Below are 18,579 nucleotides of genomic sequence, written 5' to 3' on the forward strand. Positions count from 1 at the left end.
GCAAGATCCTGCATCACTTGCATGCCTGCCTGCTTCTGTCCCCTGACCATACTTCCCCTCCAGGCGCCCGCTGGTCGGTTTGGTGGGTATGGTGTTGATAGATTGTACTCGGTGGTTATACTAACCACCGCTGCGCGCAGCCCAAGGAAGGGTTCATGAACAGCCGCGAAATGATTTCGGTGATCGAGGCCGATGGTTGGTACCTGGTGCGATCCAAGGGCAGCCACCATCACTTCAAGCACCCTCACAAGACTGGGCTGGTGACCATCCCGCACCCGAAGAAGGACCTGCTGCCCGCCACTGCGGCCAGCATCCTGCGCCAGGCGCGGATCGGTTACGCCAGCTGATCAGGAGAATTAATGCCATGTTGTTCCCCATCGCCATCCTGCCCGGCGACGACCAGCACGCCTGGGGCGTGGAAGTCCCGGACATCCCGGGCTGCTTCTCGGCCGGTGAAGACCTCGATGACGCCATCGCCATGGCCCGCGAGGCCATCGAGGGCCACCTCGAACTGCTCGCCCAGGACGGCCAGGAAATCCCCAAGGCCAGCAAGGTGAGCGTTCATGCGGCCAACCCTGACTATGCCGGATGCACCTGGGCACTCATCGACATCGACATCACCCGCTACCTGGGCAAGGCCGAGAAGCTCAACATCACCCTGCCGGCCTACCTGCTCACCCGTATCGATGCCTACGTGAAGAGTCATCCAGAGCAGAAAAGCCGCTCGGGCTTCCTGGCCGAAGCGGCGCTGAGAATCCTGCAGGGCGACTGCAAATAACTACGTTGGGCCCGCTTTGGGCAGCTGTCAGGTGCCCGCGGCTTCGCGGCGCAGGTTCAGCAAGTAGCCTTCGTTGCGGATGGTGAGGATCTGCGCGGCTTGGCCCGGGGCACGGCGCAACTGTTGACGCAGGCGGCTGATGCACATATCCACTGAACGGTCGTCGGGCAGGTGCTCGCGGCCGAACGCGCTGCGTGTCAGATGATCGCGGGATACCACGCGGTTATCGGCCTGCAGCAGTTCGTGCAGTACCCGGTAGTCGGAGCGTGGCAGGGTCAGGGAATGGCCGTCGGGGTGGGTGAGCAGCCGTTTGATGGGGTCCAGTTCAAAGCCTGCGAATCGCTGCGGCTGGGTTTCGCTTACGTCGGCGTTAGCTTCCAGGTGCAGGGGCCGGCGCAGCACTGCCTTGATCCGCGCAACCAGCTCGAGGGGCTCGAAGGGCTTGGCCAGGTAGTCGTCGGCGCCTGCCTCCAGGCCAGTGATGCGGTCCAGGGTGCTGCCCTTGGCCGACAGCAGGATCACCGCCAGCCCCGGCAGCTCCTGCAACTGCCGGCACAGGCTCAGGCCATCCTCGCCGGGCAGCATCAGGTCCAGCACCACCAGGTCGACCTTGTGCAGGGCCAGTTGCGCGCGCATCTGCCCGCCATCTGCGGCCGGTAAAACCTGGTAGCCAGCATCACTCAGATAATCGCAGAGAAGTTCGCGAATCTCGTCGTCATCGTCGACAACCAGCAGGGTGGAGCTCATGGAGGGGTACCTGTAGAAATGCGAGCGGCAGCGCTCATTACGATCAACGTCATTTCCGCGCAGGCCGGCATTGCACCAGTGCGTGAAACGACGCAATCGTAACAAAAAATCATGTGCGAATGCGAACTCTTCGCAAATGATGTCGGTCGCCGCTAGCGAATCGGTCCAGGGGCTTCCAGCTGTTTCATCAGGTCGTCGTTCCATTGCCCTTCGACCTTCACGTGCGCAGCGGCACCCAGCATCACGGCCTCGATCAGGTTGTGATTGAGGTAGGTGTACAGGCCGGGCTGGCGGAAGGTGTACAGCGCCGCACCTGCGGCACCGCCGGGGATGAACCAGGTTTCCAGGTTGCGCTGCGGCGGGTTGGCGAACTTGCCGGCGGCCCATACGTAGTCACCATGGCCGCCGATCAGGTGCGGGCGGGTGTCGCGGTTGGCTTGCGAATGGACGATCAGCACTGTTTCGCCGAGGGTGGCGGTGAGCGCGTGCTGGCCGGTCAGCGCGCCGACGCTGCCATTGAACACCACGTGCGTGGGTATGAGCCCCTTCATCACCTGGTACATGTCGGCGAAGCTCGCCGATGGGCTGGGGTAGCGCTTGTACTTGCCGTCCTTGTCGCGCGGGATGTAGTAGTCCTGCTCGCCGATGTACCAGACCTTGTCGTATTGCAGCGCACGCCCTTCGCCGTCCCTCAGGCCGTCCCGCGGCAGCACCATGATTGCGCCGTTCATGCCGCACACCACATGCCAGGGGATCATCACCCCGCCCGGCGCGCAGTGGTACACGAACACCCCGGCGCGGTCCGCCTTGAAGCGCAGTTTCACCTGCTCGCCGGGCTTCACATGGGTCAGCTCACCCCCGCCAAGCGCGCCGGTGGCGGCATGGAAGTCGATGTTGTGCACCATGCTGTTGCTGGCCGGGTTGACCAGGGTGAGCTCCACGTAGTCGCCCTCGTGCACCACCATCAGCGGGCCGGGCACCGAGCCGTTGAAGGTCATGGCATGGATGTAGGCCCCCTCGCTGTCGACCGCCAGTTCTTTTTCCTCGATCTCCATGCGGAACTCGACGATCCGCGGCTTGCCGGGCGCGCGCTGGCTGTGGGCATGCACCTGGGGTGGTGCAACCAGCTCGACCTGGGTGCGTTCCAGCTGGGTCAGGTCCATGGGCGGATCATTGGTTGCCGGCGCCGCCGCCCGGGCCAGGCCGCTGGCCAGCACGGTGCTGCCAACCCCCAGCATTACACCCCCCGCCAGTACCCCGCGCCGCGTCAGGGCTATGCCTAGTTGCTCACTCATGGGACTTCTCCTTAAGTCGACGAAAGCCGTCGGCACAGGAATACCCATTTTGAAAGCAGGGTTTATTGAGCCCAAACAAGAAATCGAGCGGCAGGGCAATCTGTCGCAATTGTGGCCGGTAGCTACTATGGAGTTACGCGGGCTGCCACGTGCAGCGATTCAGGGAGCACAGGGAGTGAGCCGTTTCGTCAGTTTCGAGGTCAGCAATCACCGTCAGTATGTGATCAGCATCGATCACATCATTGCGCTTTATCCGCTTGCTCAGGAAAGGACGTTTGCCAAGGGAGGGATCGTGCTGATCAACGGGCTGGGGAAGGAGGGCAAGCATGTGGCGCTGGAGCTTAGTGGGCCGGAGATCAGGAAACTGCATAAGGCGTTGTTGCTGGAGTGACGGGGTGGGTGTGCGTGTGGATGAACTCCAGAAACGCAAAAGCCCCGACTGTAGGCCTTGATCCAGGCGTAAAGGCTGTGCACGGGCATACCAAGGCGCTGGGCGACCTCGGCGACAGGTTTACCTTTTTCGGTCACTTGCTTGGCTGCTTAGATTTTGAATTCATCGGGGGTAACGCATGACGACTCATGGCACCTCCTATTTGGGCTTCATTATGAGGCTTGGAGGTGTCTACGAAACCAGAGGCGATTCAAATACAAAGTTTGAGCTGGCCAGCTCTGTTACTTTGTGAAAAATTGAGGTGCATAATTGCACCTCAACCTTTAAGTTAATTTGCTTCTGTAATGATTTCTTCAACCGTCTCAGCTTCAAGCTCTGGTGTATTTGCGGGCGGGGCTGTGACTTCATCTAGTGTTGTCCTCATTGCTTTCGAGAAAGCGTTGAAGAACTCTAGGTCAGTTGAAATTCTTTGAGGACTGCTTGAACTTCCATTATTTAATGCATGCGCAATGCCATTGCGTCTCTCGAAGAAGTCCTCGATAAAACTTTGCACCTTCCCATGAGCCTTATCACGCTCGGTCTCGCCGGTAAATAACAGGATTTCATTTTTCTCTGAGAGTTTCTTGCAAATATCGCTTAAGCCAGACACTTTAAATAGGCTATTGATTTCGCCCGGGCGCATATTGTTTTCGTTATGGATAAGCTGATCATAGATGTTCTGGCTTAAATCACCCTTGCAGAAATCGTGGATTACCGAAAATTTTACTTGGGCCTCGGTGAATGTGTTTTTACGAGCATCTCCAGAACTTTCCTGAGCAAGCTTCATTTTTGCCAAGCCGTCCATCGTTCTTTTCCATGCTATGGAAATCATTTTTGAAGGCAACTTCTCCACAGTCCCGGCTTTGGATACGGCATACTTCGCGTATTCTTTAGCCATCTGTCGAACAAATTCTTCAAAAGTGGCAGCCAAAAGAAGGGTGGCGGAATTTGCGGCTGCAACTCGTGCCTTTGCAGTCCCTTTCGCTTCTTCTAAAATAGCGACAATATTCTGGATGGCTTCAGCATCATCTAGGAACTCTTCCGTGATTACTTCGAATACTGTAGCCACGTATCACTCCTGCCTGAAAATATTCTTCAGTAAGTCAATGCGCTCTTTTATGGACTTGGCAGTATTGCCCTGCCCTGTTAGCACATGGGATAGGGCTGGATCTTGATGCGCCTTGTGCAGCCGTTCAAGTACACCTTGACTATCTTGGAAGATGTCGTTTCTATGTGGCCAGAGGGCATCGATTGCCACCATCGACGCGTCATACATAGCTGCTGAAACACGCTGGCGTCCGTTTTCATCTTCGGGAAGAGCGAAGGGCCTACCATCAAAAAGCTGATATAGGAAAGCGAACCTTTCTTTATATTCAATTTCTAATTTTTGACGTTCATGCGCGGTGATTTGAAGCCGCATCGCCCTATCCAACATGGCTTTCATCGAACCTCGGATATTTCCCTCATCCTTTAGAGCAAAATATCGCAGGACCAACTGGCAGTCGCCCATGCTGGAATAAAGTGTGTTCTTTTGTCGTTTAGCGTTTTCGTAGTATTCGCTAGGATCGCTCTCGGTATACTCCGGTATATCAAAGGTTTTAGTGAATAAGTCGTATCGGGTAAGCTCAATGATAAGCCTATTGAATTCCCCAGGGTTCAGTGCGTTGCGAATTTCTTGAGCGTTGAGTTTTGTGCCGCCTGTATTCAGCCTGTCGAATATAAAGCGTCGAATATCCCGAAGATCGGCATACCCAGGGTTTTTGCTGCTTTCACTTTCTAGAAGTAGAACCACAGCTGAAAGACTTGCTCTATCTAGAGCGCGCTTGATACGAGGAGGGCAGCTGTAATAGCGAAGGCCGTTAAGCGGAGCTAGCACTTCAAGAGAGCTGAGCGCGAACTCACCTGCGAGAAACTCCCGAACAGCGTTCAAGCGTTGTTGGCCATCCATGACCTCATAGCGAGCGGCATCGCTTTCATATAAAAACACTGGAGGTACTGGAATGTTTAACAGCAAAGACTCAATTAATTTAGATTTCTGTGAAATATTCCATCTCAGTCGGCGCTGATATTCTGGTCTAATATTTAGCACTTCGCCTCGATCAATAAGGTCGCGAAGTTGTGGCAAGAAAAAGTTATTGGTTTGATATACGATTCGGAAGGCACTTTTCGCAAAGTACTCATCAGGATCGGTAATTGGAAAATTTTCTATTAGCGACTGTACTTCTTCGTCAGGCTCGCCCATCAGAACATCGATTTCCTGCGTCATATAACTTCCTTTTTTAGAATTTCCCTTGGCTCGTACGACCGAGGCAAGCCTTAAGAGTAAAGTAGGAACGATACAAAAAAATGAGGTAAAAATACACTTATCCCCTCCCGCCGACGCGCTTTTCGTCGTAAAAAAGTGCAAACCAGCGTTGGGGTGCAATACCAGCTGCAGGCCACGCCGTTTAAGGGCTCTCGCAGGGTGGCAGCCATTTCATACTGTGAAAGGGAATGACAGGTTGTGCAGGCGTTGTTGCACTGTGCGGCCGGGGTAGTGGAGCGGGGCGGGTCGGCTTTAGGCCACGGAATTTGTGAGGGTGTGGTAAAGAAATCCCGTTTTTGCCGGACTTTTCATTTTGGACATGGTCATTTGAGCTGGTGAAGAGCGCTCCAGGTGCAGAGCACTAATACGCCTGGAGCCCCCGTGCGGTGAGGGCGCGGCGTTTTGTCAGCTTTTCACAGCGTTTCAGTCCTGCTCAGCTGCCACCAAGCGGAGGTGCGGAAGGTTGGCTTCCTTCTTAAGGCGCTGGAACTCCTTCGCGACGACTGGGGTTAGCAGGCGATCCAGGGCGTGACGCAGCTGGATGGCCTGAGCTTCAGTGGAGCGCTTCACGGATCCGGTACGAGCGCTTGCACACGCCACCTTCTCAGGTGAGATACCGATCGCGTCCATCGCGCCATCGATGTAGCCGTCAAAGTACCCGCGGCGCGTGAACAGGATCGAGCTCTCGGGCGGTTCCTGGTATTCCCAGTGCACCTCCCATGCCTTGTCGGACTAGATGACTTCGATGACGGGCAGTGCCGCTTGGGTCGCTGGTTAGCGCGTGCTGATGCTCTCGATCAATTCGCTACGCGGGGCAGTTTGAAGGATAGCTTCGGGGTGCCCCATGAAAGGTTTTTCAGGCTGACCCCCAAATCCCTGTCAGAACATGGATATCTGTCAGGGAATCGGCTGGAGGCCGCGTATTTACTGGGTTTGCGATCTGACAACGAACTGGGAAATTCGTGGCAAATCTGACAGACCAAAATAAAAAGCCTTATAAATCAATGATTTGAGAAAGCTAAATCTGATACGGTGGTTTTGTCAGGTTCTGACACCCCGCTGACACCTTTCTGACACTACATGAAAACGCTGTAGGCCTTGAGATAGAAGGGTTAGACAGAGGTAAGAATATCCATCTGACAAATCTGACAGGCTTTTTAGGGGTCAACCTAAATTTTGCTTTGCTACATGCAGGGGGGCGTTACGCTACCCGCACATATGCCATCGAGGGTTCAACTTTCGGGTGTGTATCACTCGAGGGCCTCTGCGTGGAGTTGCTTGGGGTACCTACGACGCATTCGATACATATCCAGAATCGTGGATGCGAGCAGTGCCCCGACCCCCGCAAATAGCAAGCCATCGACACTGGTCAGGGGGAAAAGCTGGGGCTTGAAGGATGCAGCCAGAAACAACGGTACTGCTGTCATGATTGGAACAAGCCTTACGATGAAGCCGGCCACACGATCTACACGAGTTTTAGGTTGCGGCCTTCGCTGCAACGCGCCCCAATCCCGAAGCCCCTGTGGTAAGCCCCTCATAGTGCCTTTGATCCGCGGTTGTCGCTTTGCGCTTGAGTGAAGGATCTCCACGACTGCACCGTCCTTCGCATCAAGATAGTTGAATGAAAAATGGGCTTCGTCTGATCTACCCTCTGGACGAGTAAGGCAGAACTCGTTCACCTCTCGGCTACTCTTGACGATGGATATGGACAGGATCTGGCCACCCTGACCGACGCAGAAGCGCAGTGGGTCCTTGGAAACAATATCGCTACCCATAAGCGTCTCTTCACCGCTGTTCCAGATGACAACGACTGATCTCGTCAAGCGAGGAATGTCGATGCCCTGATACTGGACGGTGATTCCTTGGGGCAGGGAATCCGAGCCGCTTCCGAGCAAGTGCTCGCCCAAGTACGTGTAACTGATCCGCTTGCGCTTCCTCGTCAGGAGGGCATAGGCCAGGCCTGCCAGGCCAATTAGCGAGCCAACCCAGCCCGGTGACAGGAGGTTGAGAGCGTCTTCAAACCATGCCATGTGCGTATCCCTGCCGAGCTCTTGTTACGCTGATTGTTACGTTTTGGACCAAAAAAAAGGGTCTGCATCGCTGCAAACCCTTGATTTATATGGTGCCGGCACCAGGAATCGAACCCGGGACCTACTGATTACAAGAACCCTGCTCATAGCAGGTAAATCAATAGGTTACGGTGTTTTCTGGTACGTGCTGGGCATGCGGAAAGCCAGAAACCATGCAGCTTCTGGCCGTCTTGGTACGCGGGAATCAGTCGGCGGAAGGGGATACGCGGGGGAGGCTGAAGTCGTAGATGTCGAGCATTGCTTCGTCGCGGTGGCCGCTGGCGTCCTGCTTCTGCTTGCGGTCGCCGGGTGTGTCGGTGATGCCGCGACGCTTGAGGTCGTGCAACGCGAAGCGCTGCTCCTCGGTGATGACGCCCTCCTTGATCGCCCTGGTGATGAAGCGCTGCCAGGTGCTGTCCAGGCTACTCTTCTGCAACTGTCCGCCGTGGGCTGCCACGATGATGAAGCGACGTTCGGCCGAGGCTGGAATTGGGTAGGACTGGCTGGTCCATATGCGGCGCCGGTATGACTTGGCCCCTTCCCAGGCAGCTCGGAGCCTGGGCGTCCAGCACACAACGTTGTCACGGCTTCCCTTACGCCGGTTCGTCTGGACTCCATCGTCCAGCTCGTTCGCATCGGTGAGGGTGACGGCTTCGATGCCGCGCAAGCGGCACAGGTAGGCCAGCTCCATCACGTACCCCAGGTAGGCCGGGCATGCCCCAGGCTGTCCCCGTGTGAGCTGGCCCATGGCGTGCGCCCGTGCGATCAGTTCGCCCATGATCTTGGGGTTCGGCAGCCGGCGCTGCTTGCGCTCGGCTGGCGCTTCGATGCCCAGGGCGACATTGATCTCCAGGTAGCCGCGGTTACGGCCCCACTGCATGACTCGCCGCAGGTAGCGAAGGACGTGCGCGGCCTTTGACGGCTTCCCTTCGTCGGCGATCCGGTCGACCAGGCGTTGCACCAAGGCAGAGGTGAACTTGCGTACTGACAATTCGCCGAGTGGTTTTTGCAGCTTGGTCGGGATGGCCAGCAGCACGTCGCGGGAGTACTCGTAGTCGTCGCGGGTTTTCTTTGCGAGCCGCTTGAACTGCGCGCTGGCGTGGAACTCCCTGCACAGATGGTTGAGGCTTTCCCGATCGACGCCGTTCCTTTCCTCCATGATCCGATGCAGGTCGCTGAGGGTGGCGGTGCGGCCGGCGATGTTCATGCGCTTGCGGTTGCCGCCTTCGTCTCGCCAGGATGTGTACCAGGTGCCCTCCCAACGATGGTCAAAAAAAACGGCCGCCGGAATGGCGGCCTGATCAATGTGGGCGGGGATGTGCGGGTTGTGTTTACGGGTCCGCCTCATAGGATCTCGCTGTCATATTTCTCGGTTGCCGGCGTCTTGCCGCCGGCCTGGTTGACCAGGTCAATGGTGGTCCAGGGGCCATAGCGCCCCCAGAACCAGCGGATGCCCTGCTTTCGCAGGGCTTGCTCCACTCCAGACCGGCGGGTGTAACCCGTGAGGCGCTGAAGGTCCTGGAATGTCAGGACCATGCCGGGCTGCTGGTGGTCGATCATACGGCTGGTTTCCCTACGCCCACGACTAGAATCGACTTACCAGGATTCTGGTGGAGAGCGGTCATGGTGCGTTCCTCGCTCCGCAGTTTGGGCAGTCCTCGAAGCGCTGATGCTCGCTGATGAAGCGGCCACAGCCGTCGCAGTTGATCCGATAGTTGTAGCTGCGATGGCGGGGACGGTTGAGCTTGGGCAGTTTGAGGCTGACCGAGCGCAGAGCCTGCTTATGGTCGAGCAGCGCAGCCCGGACCACCGGCCGGGAACGCTCGGCAATGTAGCCGCACGGCCACAGCTCGAAGCCCTGCGCCACGTAACCAGCGGTATCTTCTGCTCCTGGGTGGATGGCATCTTCCAGGTTGGCAGTAGGGCCTTCGCCGCCGCGCCATACCAGGTCGTTGCCGTCCCACTCGCGAACATAGGCTACATACACCCGACCATCCTGGTTACGGTAAGCCTCGGCTTCGGATCTGGTGAGGTACTGAGAGTCGACGCCAACCTCAACATGAGCGCGAACGTAGCCAACGGGCCAGGGGAGGTCGCTCTCGCGACTCGCGAATTGCCCTACAGCACGCTCACGGGTGAACAGCTCAGCCGCATCGAGGTTTGAGGTGTAACCGCCACCCTCTCGCCAGAACATGGCCCTACTGCCGACGTTGCTGCGGCTGTCCTGCAGGTAAAAGAGATCAGCCATATGTCACCTCCTGTTGAGCAACGCTCAGGCCAACCGCAACCGGGCGGACCCAGATCGGCATGCTGCTGAGCATGAAGGTCTCTCCTTGGGCGGCCAGGAGCAGGGTGGTGCCCATAACGTGGGCAATAGCTTCGGCCGCAGCCGGCGGCACTGCGTTACCGATTCGCTCGCGCCACGCCTGGTCGCTGAGGCCGTCCAGCTCAAGCTGCTCTTCGGGCTCGACCAGGCTCTGCAGCGCTGCCAGCTCCAGTGTGGTGAATGGGCGATGCCAGGTTCCGTCGAGCGACTCGATCACACAGGTAAGCCGGTCGTCCGCCTCGGGAAGGCGGGGATCTGCAACGCTCCAGCGACCATTGTCGTGCATGGCGCTTGCTGAAACGGCCCCGGCCGGGCCAGTCCAGGGCACCACGCCATAGTGTCCACCAGTCAGGTAGGCATCGCCTTTGGTACGGCGCATGCCCGGGCGGGGGTCCTGAACAGCAAACGCGCCTTGGCCAGTGGTGCTGCCAGCGATCACTGTGCCAGCCGAGCTGGCGTATGGCGTGACCAGGTACTTGCCGAAGCCGTTGCCTACCCGCCGAGGGTCAGCGACGCTGAACGTCCCTTGGCCGGGGCTCTTGACACCGATCACCGCGCCACTGGTGTCCTGCCAGCGCCGCACGCCGTATTGCTGATACTGAAGGGCTCCGGCCTTGGCACGCGGGTCCGCCACAGAGAACTTGCCATTGGTTGGACCACTGCGGGCCGCCACGGTACCGGCCGACTCGGCCCAATCGTTCACGCCAAGGAAGCCGTCGCGGAATTGGGGCACGATAATCAGGTCGCGCAAGTAGCCATCCTCGATCGACAGGTCGTTCAGGCTGCGCCAATCCTTGCCAGCTTCGACCAGGGCCAGACGAACCCAGGTCTTCCACTGCAGGGCTGGTACCCGGTGCATTGGACCGGCCTGTTCGATGTCGCCGGCCAGCGGCATACGTCCCAGGATGTCGCCCACTGCGCGCAGGTTCTTCTTCTCCGGCTCGTACAAGAACGGTGGAACCTTCTCGACGTGGCGCGCTACCAGCAGGAAGCGCTTGCGGCTCTGGGCCAGGCCACCGATCACGCCGCAGTCGTGGGTGGTTTCGGCGACCGCATAGCCGAAGTAGCTGAGCAGTGCGCCGATCTGGTCCAGCAGGTGCCGGCCGCGGCTGGCCAGGCGCGGGACGTTCTCGAACACCAGCAGCGGTACCGGGTCATCCTTCCATGCCTCGCCGAATAGCCAGATGCAGCGCAGCGTCAGTTCGTTCAACGCCTGGTACTTCGGGGTAAGGCTCATGGTTTCCGACAGCAGGCCGCTGGCGCCCTTGCACGGGGAGCTGATGAAGACGGCGTCCGGCCGGCGACCACCAGCTGCACGCCGGATATCCTCCGGCGTAGCCTCGCGCCAACCTGGTGGCGGCTCTTTGCCGTGAAAGCGGATGTACTGGTCGCGGGTGAACAGATCGACCAGGGTGCCCTTCACGCCCGACAGGCGCTCGAAGTCGGCCAGGCCGGCCGGGTCCACGTCCACCCCGCCGATGCACTCCCACTCAGCCTGCACGTTGCCGACGATGGGCTTGGCACGGTTGAAGCCCTTGGCACCGCCGCCCAGGCCGCAACAGAAGTGAAAGTGGTAGAGCTTGCGTTTAGCGAGCATTGCGACGGCCCCCTTGTGCCTGTTTGGCCTCGACGTTAGCCATGTAGGCTGACCAATACGCAGATTGACGCTGTTGGCGGATCTGACTGCAGCGCTGATGATTCCCGTGGGAGCGGGCCTTGTTGCAGATGTCGCAATGGTTCGGCAGGTCCAGCGAGTGGCTGGCCAGGCGCGGGCGGGTCTGCTGGCTCATGCGCTCACCTCCGAAACAGCTACATCCTCAAAGCAAGGCAGATCGATTTCGGCCCCAACAACACGAATCCCGCACCATCCAAAGCAGTCACCCTCGGCTCTGCCACCCCAGCCTTCGCTTTCGTGGAGCCTCTGGGTGGTCTTCTCGCAATACCAGCGGTCCGCATCACCGAAATCGGCGCCGCGATCCTCAAGGATCTCGCACATCACTTCGAGGCCGGCGAGTCGAATCACGGTGCGGACGACATCACCGCCTTCCTCGTCCAACCGGTCTTCGGCGCTGGTCCAGAAGCTGTTGATCTGCTGGGCACGTTCGGCAGTCAGGCGGTTGAGGTCAACTTCGAGTACTACTTCGAAGTCCTTCCAGGTGTCCTTGACTCTGAAGCGCTTGATGTTCGCCGGCACGGTCATACTCGACCTCCAGGCGCGATAGCAGTTTGTTGAGGTGCCAGTATCAGTACCCAAGCGGGGTACAGCTCCTTCGGGCGGTTCTTGTAGCGCACGACCACACATTGGCCGAACGAGTACAGAACGATGGCCACCTTGTGATGGCGCCGCGTGCAACGGGACCGTTTTGCCCGCACCAGCTGGCTCACCTTGTCTCCGGGCCGGAATACCGATGTGATAGCCTTTCGGCCGCCAGGCTTCAGTCTGGTGCTGGGGCTGAGGGGGTGAGTGGGTTTCAAGCGCATTTCATTCTCCTTGGGTTTGGCTGGTGCCGGGGAGCTGCAACTCCCTGGCACCACTTTTCTTGCTTTGAAATTCAGTTTCGGCGGGCCAGCTGGACGTACACGTCCTCGAATCGCGGGTCTTCCTCTACGCTGGTTTGCCAAGCGATCACGCTATGGATCTGCGCCCTGGTGCAGTCGTCGACCAGGATCTCGCGCTGACCGCTGTTCACCCGCACCTCCAGGATCTCGTTCAGCCCGTCTTCGGCGTAAGCGCCTGCGTTGATGATTGGGTAGTCCTGGCCGGCAGCGACCTGCCGATCCTTTTCCTGTTGGATTTGGCTACGGCCATCAGCGGACGCGTTGCCGATCAACACTCGAATCAACATGTGAGTTCCTCGGTCAGGCCTGGAAAATCCAGCACTTGACGATGGGTTGCTTGGTGATGGTGTAGTTGCCGCTTTTCGCCTGGTGAGCCCGTACCGCGCTGTCGACTGCCTTGTTGACCTCGATGAGCTTGTGGGAACGGGAGTCTTTGAGGCGGTCGCGCAGTTCGTTGATGTCGGCCAGCTTCTGGCGGTGCTCGGCTGCGCACTTGACGAAGTCGTTGAGGTTGATGGCGATGACGTGGTCTTTCTTGCTGTGGTTCACCACTGGGCCGTCGGCGTCCAGGCCTTCCAGGTACTCGTATACCTCCCAGAATTCGGCGACCACTGGGTGGTCGGAGCTGATCGAGGCCTGGCGCTCGATGGCCATGCGCACCAGCTGGGCGCGGGTGTGGTCGACCTGGTGGTCGCTGAGGCCCACGACCAGGCGCAGGCAGTCCAGGAGGGCGAGCATTTGGGCGTGGTTGTAGATGATCCGCTCGACGCGGATATACCCGCTGAGCTGGCTGCCACAGTGATGGCATTGGCTCTCGTCGCCCTGGAACGGTGTTCCGCAGGCAAAGCAATGCGAGTGCAGGGCACGGAGCTTTGCCTCGTACACCGGCAGGCGCACGGCGAACAGCTCAAGGATCTCGGCCTCTTTGCGGACGGCCCGCAGCAGGAAGTTGCTCAGCAGCGCGCCGTCCAGGCCGTTCAGGCGGTCGGCTGCTGCGCGGCTCTCAACCGTGACTTGAGGGCGCACGAAGTGCAGCTTGACGATGCGGGTCATGATCGCCTCGGAGGCCACCACCGGGGCGTTCTGGCTGATCGAGATGGTCCCGCGGAACGGCGGCTCGTAGGTCTCGTTGCCGGCGGTCTTCACACCTTTGGTGGCCAGCGTGCCGCCGCCGAAGTAGTCCTTGAGCTCGTCCCACTCGAAGGTCTTGGCGTGGCTCTTGTCGTCGCCGCTGCGGTCGGATTCGAGCAGCACCACCGGCATGCTGGATACCTGGCCCATCAAGCGGCTGCGGCCGGCCTTGGTGGATTTGGCCGGGTCGAAGCCCTCATAGCCCTCGCGGCCGAACAGCTTCCACAGCAGGGTGAGCAAGGTGGTCTTGCCGGCGCCGGCCTCGCCCGTGGCTTCCAGGAAGGGGAACGACTGATAGCGGAAGCGGATCTGCTCGGCGAACAGCGAGCCGAACCAGAAGGTCGTGGCGACGATGCCCTGGGCGCCGAAGCAGGTCCAAAGCAGCGATACCCACTCTTCGTTGTAGCGCTTGTCGTCCTTCTGCAGCGCCATCTTTACGCCCTTCTGCAAGCTCTTGAGCTTGAGCTTGCCCATTTCGAAGAACTCTTCCTCGTTGACGCTGACCACCTGGCCGTCGCGCACGGCGACTTCGTTGAAAACGTAGCAGCCGTATTCGCGGCTGTAACCGAGGTAGTCGATGGTTTGCACAGTTTTGATGCCGAAGAGCTGGTCTTTCATGATCTTGTCCAACTGTTGTCCACTTCCGGTGAACACGGCCCCGGCACCCATGCCGAGAAGGCGTTTCTTGAATTCGCTGGCGGCGGCCACCTGGCTACCCGTGAAGGTGTTCTTTACCGCGGCCCCGTCGTGGGGGAAGTCGACGCGAAAGAAGTACCAGGACTCGTCGGTGATCTCGTTGCGCTGGTAGTACAGGGCCTTGGGGTAGCAGTTCGCGATCTCGACCACGCAACCGGACATGCGCAGCGCTTTTGCGCGACGGGCTTTGTCGTTTAGTTGCTGGTCCTCCTGGCTTTCGCTGGAGTCGAGTGCCTGCATGGCGCTGTTGAATTTGGAGATGTCCAGCCGCCACCAGTAGAGGCGCGAGTCGTATCCGAAGTGGAACTCTTCCCGCTCACGCCACTGGTACATCAGCAGTGCCTTCTCCACGGCGCTCTCTGCGATGAGCAGCGCCCCGTGGTGCTTGGCCTCGTCCAGTTCGGTCTTGATGCGCTCTGCCCGGGCTTCGTCGTCATCGATGAAGGCCCAGCGCTGGTGAAGGTCGTTCCAGTCGACTTTGCGGGCATCAGGCTGGGGGATCTGTGCCGCTTCGCAGGTAAAGCCGAGGGCGCGGGCTTGCTTCACCCATGCCTTGGTGTACTTATGCGCGCCTGGCTCGTTATCCAGCGCCCAGATCAGCTTGGGGGTCTTGCCTTCGCAAGTGGTGATCAGGGCCTTGAGCGATTCCTCGGGATAAGCATTCGATGACAGGGCGGCCACGGCTGCGATGCCGTTATGCAGAAGGGCGATGGCGTCGAAGATGCCCTCAACGATCCACAGTTCCTTGACCTCCTGCAGGTCGAGGCAAGGCGGGCACCACCAATAGCCCTTGTAGCTCTGGCCTGGTTGGAAGCGTGCCTTCTTCTTACCGAACCGCGCAGGCTGGTCAATCAGGCGCTCCCAGTAACCACCGCGCTCAAGCGGGAAACGGACCGTTGCGGACCCGATGCCCAGCTCCCGATCAAAGTAGTTCTCCTGTGTGTACCAGCCCTTGATCAGTTCAAGGCGAAAGCCACGGGCAAACGTGAGGTACGCGATGGCACTGGCGGCCGGCTCCTTTTCTGTTGCCGGTGCGCGCTTGCTCCAGTCGTCGAAAAGGTCCGGGTACAGCTCCTTGACTGGGGCCATGTAGCGGCACTTTTCCTCGCGGCCGCAGCGGATGAACCAGGGGTTGTCGTGCCGCGAGAATAGGCGGCGCTGGCTGCACTGGGGGCAGGTGCCCTTGCGCATGTACTCGGTGCCCGACATGTGCTGCAAACCGTAGTCGCTCTCCAGCCGCTGCAGGACGTCGGCGCGCAGTTGGTGTTCCATAGTCTGTGGAGTCACTGCGGGCGCTCCACTTGCACAGGGCCCAGCAAATCCTCAAGCGCTTTGCGCGTCCGGCAGATGCCGCGCAGGTGGGGAACGTCCTGTAGAACCTTGCGGCCGCGCTCGCCGGTCGGCACGTTCCGGTAGCGGTCGGAGTACCAGACTCCGGACATTTCGAGGGCAAATTGCCCGGCAAGCCACAGCTGGTACTGCTTTGCCTGTTGCTCGTCGAGCGTGATTTGAATGGTGATGTTGCTCATTTCGGCCACCAGTGGAATGCAGTTTCCCCTTACCCACGCGGAACGGGGCATCGGGTAGGGGTTGAATCGGGTTACTTGAAGGTGTCGCGGTGTTGCAGCATGCGGCGCGGCAGGTAGCGGGCCGGCACCTGGTAGCGGTGCTGTGTAATGGTGTCCAGCAGGACCAGTCGGGGGCGGAATATCCCGCTGGTGACGCACACGCCCACCAGTTGCAGGCGCTTGGTGGTCTTGCTCTCGAACTCGGCGACGGCCAGCTCGGCGATCCGCTGCACCAGGTGCGCGGGTACCTCAAGCGACTGGACCAGGTAATGCCGGCAGTTCTCCAGGACCTGATGGTCGCCGGTCAGGTGCAGACCATTCCGGCGGAACAGGAAGGCCACGGCCGCCTGCTGCATAGCAGCGCGGTAGTCGGTTTCAACGGTCGAGATCGATGCGATTGCGTTCATGCGGTCACAGCCTCCACATCCAGTTGGTCCAGCAGATCGGGTTGAGCGTCGGGGGACTTCATTGCCATTCGGCGTTGGGCCACGCTCGCTACAGGCAAGCGAACCGAGGGGTTCGGCATGCCGCTCGGGCTCATTTCGTGGGTCATTTCGAACTGGCCGCGTACCGACCAGCCGCAGGCTTCGTTCTTGCACTGCAGGTACGCAACGCGCAGAAAAATGTGGGTGCCTTCGCTGGTGCGGATCCGCATTGGGCTTGCGCAGTGGGCGCAAACGAGCTTGTAGGTGCTGCTCACTATCTGCGCTCCCTGCCGTATAGCTGGAGGGTTGCCGCGACTTCGGCGGTACGTGCCGCGAAGTAAAGGGTGAGGGCCTGGATGATGGCCATAGCCTCTTTGGGCTCGATCACGCCGTCCTCAATCGAACTCGCAATGATCTGATCGACCAGGCCAAGCTTGGCGTCAGTTTTGAGGGAGCGCGTGTACAGCTCGACGTTGTCCAGATCTTGCGGCTGCGACAGCGGCACGAACATCCCGCCGTACATGCGGGCAATGAACTCCGGCAGATGAGTCGTCTTGGTGTCGAGCTCAAGCTGGTGGATCTGCTCATAGCTCAGCGGGCGGCTACCGGCGTTCTCGTACACGCGATTGTCGAATTGCTTGAGCTGGAGGCCCAGGCGTGATGCTGCGCACTCGCGGCCGCCAGGGTATGCGCACACAACGGCGCTCACGACCTGGCGCAGGGTTTCTAGAACGGGGGTCTTCATGTTCTGGTGTCTTCCTTGGGCCAGGGGGGCTAGTTTTCGATTTCGCCTGCTTTGATGCCGAGCAGCACTGCAGCGCGGTGTGACTCGCCCCGAAGGCACTTCTTTTGCCTGTTGAGGACGGCGTACACGGTAGAGGGATTGAGCCCATGCTTTTCGGCCCATTCCTTCGCTGAAATTCCTTGTCGTGCGATACGAGCACGGGCCTCTTGGCATGCTTGCTCGGTGGGGTAGGTGTTCGGCATAGTCTCGTTTCGTGTGGTTTCGTGTGGTCGTAGGGTCAGATTATTCAACATTCGTTGAATGGTCAAGGATTGGAGTTCCGTTTTGTTGAATATCGGCGAGAGGCTGAAAGAGGAGCGTGTTCGTCTTGGTTACAACCAGGCCGATTTCGCCGCCATCGCTGGCGTCGCGAAAACCTCGCAGTTCAATTACGAGAAAGGGGACAGAAGCCCCGATGCAGCCTACCTAGCAGCCGTTGCGGAGAAGGGCGTTGACGTTCTGTACGTGGTAACCGGAGCCCGATTACCGCAGCCAACGGACAGCATCACTGCATCAGAGGCAGAATTCGTACAGTTGCTGCGCGATATGGATGAGAGCGATAGAGCGATTTTGGGCCGAACGGCACGAGCGTTCGCGAAGCCGCAGTCGAAGTAATTTGGGGTGAAGTACATCGGTAAGCCCCCCCAGAGGATGTAGTAGGCCGCCCCATGGCAGGGCGGTCATTCATTGGATGACAAAAGGAAGTTCTTTAAATGGCGCTCAAGCCTTGCAAATCCTGCAAACATCAAATTGATGCGAAGGCAAAAACCTGCCCCAGTTGCGGTGTTTCAAACCCAGGGGTGACAGCCGCTCAACAGCTAATGGGATTGGTTCTCCTGTTAGTAATTGTCGTCTTTGCGGTCAAAGCCTGTACTGGCGGCAGTGAAAAATCTGCTTCGGTTGAGTCGCAGAAGCCAGCAGTAGCGAAAGTTGTTGTTAAGACTCTCGGGGTAACGCCTAAGCAATACGCCGAGCGTATTAACCCGATTCTAAAAAAATACGAGAAGCCGTATCGAGTTGATGGTGGGGCAGTGACGGTTGGAGAAGTAAACGACATATTCAACGCTAACCTTGGTCCATATGCCTCGTTGATTGGTTCGGTATCCAAGGCAAACGGCGAGATCCAGGAAATTACCCTGATAGGAGCTGGCGACGGTAAGCCAATCTCGGGGCTTGAGATCATGATGATGGCGAGCGCAGCGCTCGCTGCAGCTGCTCCCGAAGCAGACTACAAGGAGGTTTTCAAAAAGTTGCCGTCCATGCTGGAAGGAAAGCCAGAAGTGTATGGCGACGTAAAGCTTAGCGTTAAGCAAAGCGATCAAGTCGGGACATGGTTCTTCGCTACCCCAATCTAAGTTGAGTTTAGTCTTTGCTCCTGGGGCAGTGAGCGACATGGTTTATGTCGCTCCTGTCACATGGAATGGAGTAATGACATGCAAAACCTTACCGAGTTGGAACGCCTCTTT

24 protein-coding genes and 1 pseudogene are annotated in these 18,579 nt (G+C 58.7%); 5 read left to right on the forward strand and 20 right to left on the reverse strand.

The features are described from left to right. The first annotated feature begins 155 nt into the window (after nucleotides 1-155). Nucleotides 156-347 (forward strand): type II toxin-antitoxin system HicA family toxin, encoded by a 192-nt coding sequence (locus tag F6X61_RS04955; protein WP_110992223.1) that lies wholly within the window; start codon nucleotides 156-158, stop codon nucleotides 345-347. Nucleotides 348-364: 17 nt separating this feature from the next. Beyond that, on the forward strand, nucleotides 365-778 hold the full coding sequence (locus F6X61_RS04960; protein ID WP_153785653.1) for a type II toxin-antitoxin system HicB family antitoxin: 414 nt from the start codon (nucleotides 365-367) through the stop codon (nucleotides 776-778). Nucleotides 779-805: 27 nt separating this feature from the next. On the opposite strand, the gene F6X61_RS04965 is transcribed toward F6X61_RS04960, so the two are convergent. Continuing rightward, the gene (locus F6X61_RS04965) at nucleotides 806-1,525 is read right to left on the reverse strand and encodes a response regulator (RefSeq protein WP_153785654.1); all 720 of its coding nucleotides are present in this window, start codon (nucleotides 1,523-1,525) and stop codon (nucleotides 806-808) included. 152 nt (nucleotides 1,526-1,677) lie between these two features. Beyond that, nucleotides 1,678-2,820 carry a copper-containing nitrite reductase gene (gene nirK / locus F6X61_RS04970; protein WP_153785655.1) on the reverse strand — a complete coding sequence of 381 codons (1,143 nt, stop codon included), beginning with the start codon at nucleotides 2,818-2,820 and terminating at the stop codon, nucleotides 1,678-1,680. Between nirK and F6X61_RS04975 the strand changes: the two genes are divergently transcribed. Continuing rightward, entirely contained in the window at nucleotides 2,819-3,211 is a 393-nt protein-coding gene (locus F6X61_RS04975; protein WP_153785656.1) for a hypothetical protein, read from the forward strand. The genes nirK and F6X61_RS04975 overlap by 2 nt on opposite strands. Before the next feature lie 44 nt (nucleotides 3,212-3,255). On the opposite strand, the pseudogene F6X61_RS04980 reads toward F6X61_RS04975, so the two are convergent. The 18 genes and pseudogenes from F6X61_RS04980 to F6X61_RS05065 all read right to left on the reverse strand — a co-directional run. Further along, a pseudogene (locus F6X61_RS04980) lies at nucleotides 3,256-3,348 on the reverse strand (helix-turn-helix domain-containing protein); the annotation flags it as partial. 191 nt (nucleotides 3,349-3,539) lie between these two features. Further along, nucleotides 3,540-4,319: an MAE_28990/MAE_18760 family HEPN-like nuclease gene (locus F6X61_RS04985; protein WP_153785657.1), complete on the reverse strand. Its 780-nt coding sequence runs from the start codon at nucleotides 4,317-4,319 to the stop codon at nucleotides 3,540-3,542. A gap of 3 nt (nucleotides 4,320-4,322) precedes the next feature. Further along, the gene (locus F6X61_RS04990; protein WP_153785658.1) at nucleotides 4,323-5,516 is read right to left on the reverse strand and encodes a DUF262 domain-containing protein; all 1,194 of its coding nucleotides are present in this window, start codon (nucleotides 5,514-5,516) and stop codon (nucleotides 4,323-4,325) included. A gap of 462 nt (nucleotides 5,517-5,978) precedes the next feature. Beyond that, a complete protein-coding gene (locus F6X61_RS04995; protein ID WP_256671293.1) occupies nucleotides 5,979-6,269 on the reverse strand; it encodes a hypothetical protein in 291 nt (96 codons plus the stop codon). Nucleotides 6,270-6,805: 536 nt separating this feature from the next. Beyond that, nucleotides 6,806-7,585: a hypothetical protein gene (locus F6X61_RS05000; RefSeq protein ID WP_153785659.1), complete on the reverse strand. Its 780-nt coding sequence runs from the start codon at nucleotides 7,583-7,585 to the stop codon at nucleotides 6,806-6,808. 244 nt (nucleotides 7,586-7,829) lie between these two features. After that, on the reverse strand, nucleotides 7,830-8,972 hold the full coding sequence (gene xerC / locus F6X61_RS05005) for a tyrosine recombinase XerC (protein WP_153785660.1): 1,143 nt from the start codon (nucleotides 8,970-8,972) through the stop codon (nucleotides 7,830-7,832). Continuing rightward, nucleotides 8,969-9,184 (reverse strand): DUF4224 domain-containing protein, encoded by a 216-nt coding sequence (locus F6X61_RS05010; RefSeq protein WP_153785661.1) that lies wholly within the window; start codon nucleotides 9,182-9,184, stop codon nucleotides 8,969-8,971. Before F6X61_RS05010 ends, xerC begins: the two co-directional genes overlap by 4 nt. A gap of 61 nt (nucleotides 9,185-9,245) precedes the next feature. Continuing rightward, nucleotides 9,246-9,872: a hypothetical protein gene (locus F6X61_RS05015; protein ID WP_153785662.1), complete on the reverse strand. Its 627-nt coding sequence runs from the start codon at nucleotides 9,870-9,872 to the stop codon at nucleotides 9,246-9,248. Beyond that, nucleotides 9,865-11,547: a DNA cytosine methyltransferase gene (locus tag F6X61_RS05020; protein ID WP_153785663.1), complete on the reverse strand. Its 1,683-nt coding sequence runs from the start codon at nucleotides 11,545-11,547 to the stop codon at nucleotides 9,865-9,867. Before F6X61_RS05020 ends, F6X61_RS05015 begins: the two co-directional genes overlap by 8 nt. Continuing rightward, entirely contained in the window at nucleotides 11,537-11,740 is a 204-nt protein-coding gene (locus F6X61_RS05025; RefSeq protein WP_153785664.1) for a hypothetical protein, read from the reverse strand. The genes F6X61_RS05020 and F6X61_RS05025 overlap by 11 nt, the downstream gene beginning before the upstream one ends. After that, on the reverse strand, nucleotides 11,737-12,150 hold the full coding sequence (locus F6X61_RS05030; RefSeq protein WP_153785665.1) for a DUF2528 family protein: 414 nt from the start codon (nucleotides 12,148-12,150) through the stop codon (nucleotides 11,737-11,739). The genes F6X61_RS05025 and F6X61_RS05030 overlap by 4 nt, the downstream gene beginning before the upstream one ends. Before the next feature lie 352 nt (nucleotides 12,151-12,502). Next, nucleotides 12,503-12,796 carry a hypothetical protein gene (locus F6X61_RS05035; RefSeq protein ID WP_153785666.1) on the reverse strand — a complete coding sequence of 98 codons (294 nt, stop codon included), beginning with the start codon at nucleotides 12,794-12,796 and terminating at the stop codon, nucleotides 12,503-12,505. Between the two features lie 13 nt (nucleotides 12,797-12,809). Then, the gene (locus tag F6X61_RS05040) at nucleotides 12,810-15,608 is read right to left on the reverse strand and encodes a toprim domain-containing protein (RefSeq protein ID WP_178125773.1); all 2,799 of its coding nucleotides are present in this window, start codon (nucleotides 15,606-15,608) and stop codon (nucleotides 12,810-12,812) included. A gap of 11 nt (nucleotides 15,609-15,619) precedes the next feature. Then, the gene (locus F6X61_RS05045) at nucleotides 15,620-15,865 is read right to left on the reverse strand and encodes a hypothetical protein (protein ID WP_153785668.1); all 246 of its coding nucleotides are present in this window, start codon (nucleotides 15,863-15,865) and stop codon (nucleotides 15,620-15,622) included. Nucleotides 15,866-15,936: 71 nt separating this feature from the next. Continuing rightward, nucleotides 15,937-16,311, reverse strand: coding sequence for a hypothetical protein (locus F6X61_RS05050; protein ID WP_153785669.1), 375 nt, complete (start codon nucleotides 16,309-16,311; stop codon nucleotides 15,937-15,939). Further along, nucleotides 16,308-16,604, reverse strand: coding sequence for an ogr/Delta-like zinc finger family protein (locus F6X61_RS05055; RefSeq protein WP_153785670.1), 297 nt, complete (start codon nucleotides 16,602-16,604; stop codon nucleotides 16,308-16,310). The genes F6X61_RS05050 and F6X61_RS05055 overlap by 4 nt, the downstream gene beginning before the upstream one ends. Continuing rightward, nucleotides 16,604-17,074 carry a YmfL family putative regulatory protein gene (locus F6X61_RS05060; protein ID WP_153785671.1) on the reverse strand — a complete coding sequence of 157 codons (471 nt, stop codon included), beginning with the start codon at nucleotides 17,072-17,074 and terminating at the stop codon, nucleotides 16,604-16,606. Before F6X61_RS05060 ends, F6X61_RS05055 begins: the two co-directional genes overlap by 1 nt. A 29-nt stretch (nucleotides 17,075-17,103) precedes the next feature. Then, nucleotides 17,104-17,316, reverse strand: a complete 213-nt coding sequence (locus tag F6X61_RS05065) for a DNA-binding protein (protein ID WP_153785672.1) — start codon at nucleotides 17,314-17,316, stop codon at nucleotides 17,104-17,106. Between the two features lie 85 nt (nucleotides 17,317-17,401). On the opposite strand from F6X61_RS05065, the gene F6X61_RS05070 reads away from it, so the two are divergent. After that, entirely contained in the window at nucleotides 17,402-17,728 is a 327-nt protein-coding gene (locus tag F6X61_RS05070) for a helix-turn-helix domain-containing protein (protein ID WP_178125774.1), read from the forward strand. A gap of 98 nt (nucleotides 17,729-17,826) precedes the next feature. Continuing rightward, entirely contained in the window at nucleotides 17,827-18,468 is a 642-nt protein-coding gene (locus F6X61_RS05075; RefSeq protein WP_153785674.1) for a hypothetical protein, read from the forward strand. Nucleotides 18,469-18,579: the final 111 nt, after the last annotated feature.

It is taken from the genome of Pseudomonas sp. EMN2 (genome assembly GCF_009650555.1).
GTDB lineage: Bacteria > Pseudomonadota > Gammaproteobacteria > Pseudomonadales > Pseudomonadaceae > Aquipseudomonas > Aquipseudomonas sichuanensis.

Bases quoted from the DNA above. Each gene is read 5' to 3' on its own strand.
- F6X61_RS04955 (WP_110992223.1), top strand. From the start codon at position 156: ATGAACAGCCGCGAAATGATTTCGGTGATCGAGGCCGATGGTTGGTAC.
- F6X61_RS04960 (WP_153785653.1), top strand. From the start codon at position 365: ATGTTGTTCCCCATCGCCATCCTGCCCGGCGACGACCAGCACGCCTGG.
- F6X61_RS04965 (WP_153785654.1), bottom strand. From the start codon at position 1,525: ATGAGCTCCACCCTGCTGGTTGTCGACGATGACGACGAGATTCGCGAA.
- F6X61_RS04975 (WP_153785656.1), top strand. From the start codon at position 2,819: ATGGGACTTCTCCTTAAGTCGACGAAAGCCGTCGGCACAGGAATACCC.
- nirK (WP_153785655.1), bottom strand. From the start codon at position 2,820: ATGAGTGAGCAACTAGGCATAGCCCTGACGCGGCGCGGGGTACTGGCG.
- F6X61_RS04990 (WP_153785658.1), bottom strand. From the start codon at position 5,516: ATGACGCAGGAAATCGATGTTCTGATGGGCGAGCCTGACGAAGAAGTA.
- F6X61_RS05000 (WP_153785659.1), bottom strand. From the start codon at position 7,585: ATGGCATGGTTTGAAGACGCTCTCAACCTCCTGTCACCGGGCTGGGTT.
- xerC (WP_153785660.1), bottom strand. From the start codon at position 8,972: ATGAGGCGGACCCGTAAACACAACCCGCACATCCCCGCCCACATTGAT.
- F6X61_RS05010 (WP_153785661.1), bottom strand. From the start codon at position 9,184: ATGATCGACCACCAGCAGCCCGGCATGGTCCTGACATTCCAGGACCTT.
- F6X61_RS05015 (WP_153785662.1), bottom strand. From the start codon at position 9,872: ATGGCTGATCTCTTTTACCTGCAGGACAGCCGCAGCAACGTCGGCAGT.
- F6X61_RS05020 (WP_153785663.1), bottom strand. From the start codon at position 11,547: ATGCTCGCTAAACGCAAGCTCTACCACTTTCACTTCTGTTGCGGCCTG.
- F6X61_RS05025 (WP_153785664.1), bottom strand. From the start codon at position 11,740: ATGAGCCAGCAGACCCGCCCGCGCCTGGCCAGCCACTCGCTGGACCTG.
- F6X61_RS05030 (WP_153785665.1), bottom strand. From the start codon at position 12,150: ATGACCGTGCCGGCGAACATCAAGCGCTTCAGAGTCAAGGACACCTGG.
- F6X61_RS05035 (WP_153785666.1), bottom strand. From the start codon at position 12,796: ATGTTGATTCGAGTGTTGATCGGCAACGCGTCCGCTGATGGCCGTAGC.
- F6X61_RS05040 (WP_178125773.1), bottom strand. From the start codon at position 15,608: ATGGAACACCAACTGCGCGCCGACGTCCTGCAGCGGCTGGAGAGCGAC.
- F6X61_RS05045 (WP_153785668.1), bottom strand. From the start codon at position 15,865: ATGAGCAACATCACCATTCAAATCACGCTCGACGAGCAACAGGCAAAG.
- F6X61_RS05050 (WP_153785669.1), bottom strand. From the start codon at position 16,311: ATGAACGCAATCGCATCGATCTCGACCGTTGAAACCGACTACCGCGCT.
- F6X61_RS05060 (WP_153785671.1), bottom strand. From the start codon at position 17,074: ATGAAGACCCCCGTTCTAGAAACCCTGCGCCAGGTCGTGAGCGCCGTT.
- F6X61_RS05065 (WP_153785672.1), bottom strand. From the start codon at position 17,316: ATGCCGAACACCTACCCCACCGAGCAAGCATGCCAAGAGGCCCGTGCT.
- F6X61_RS05075 (WP_153785674.1), top strand. From the start codon at position 17,827: ATGGCGCTCAAGCCTTGCAAATCCTGCAAACATCAAATTGATGCGAAG.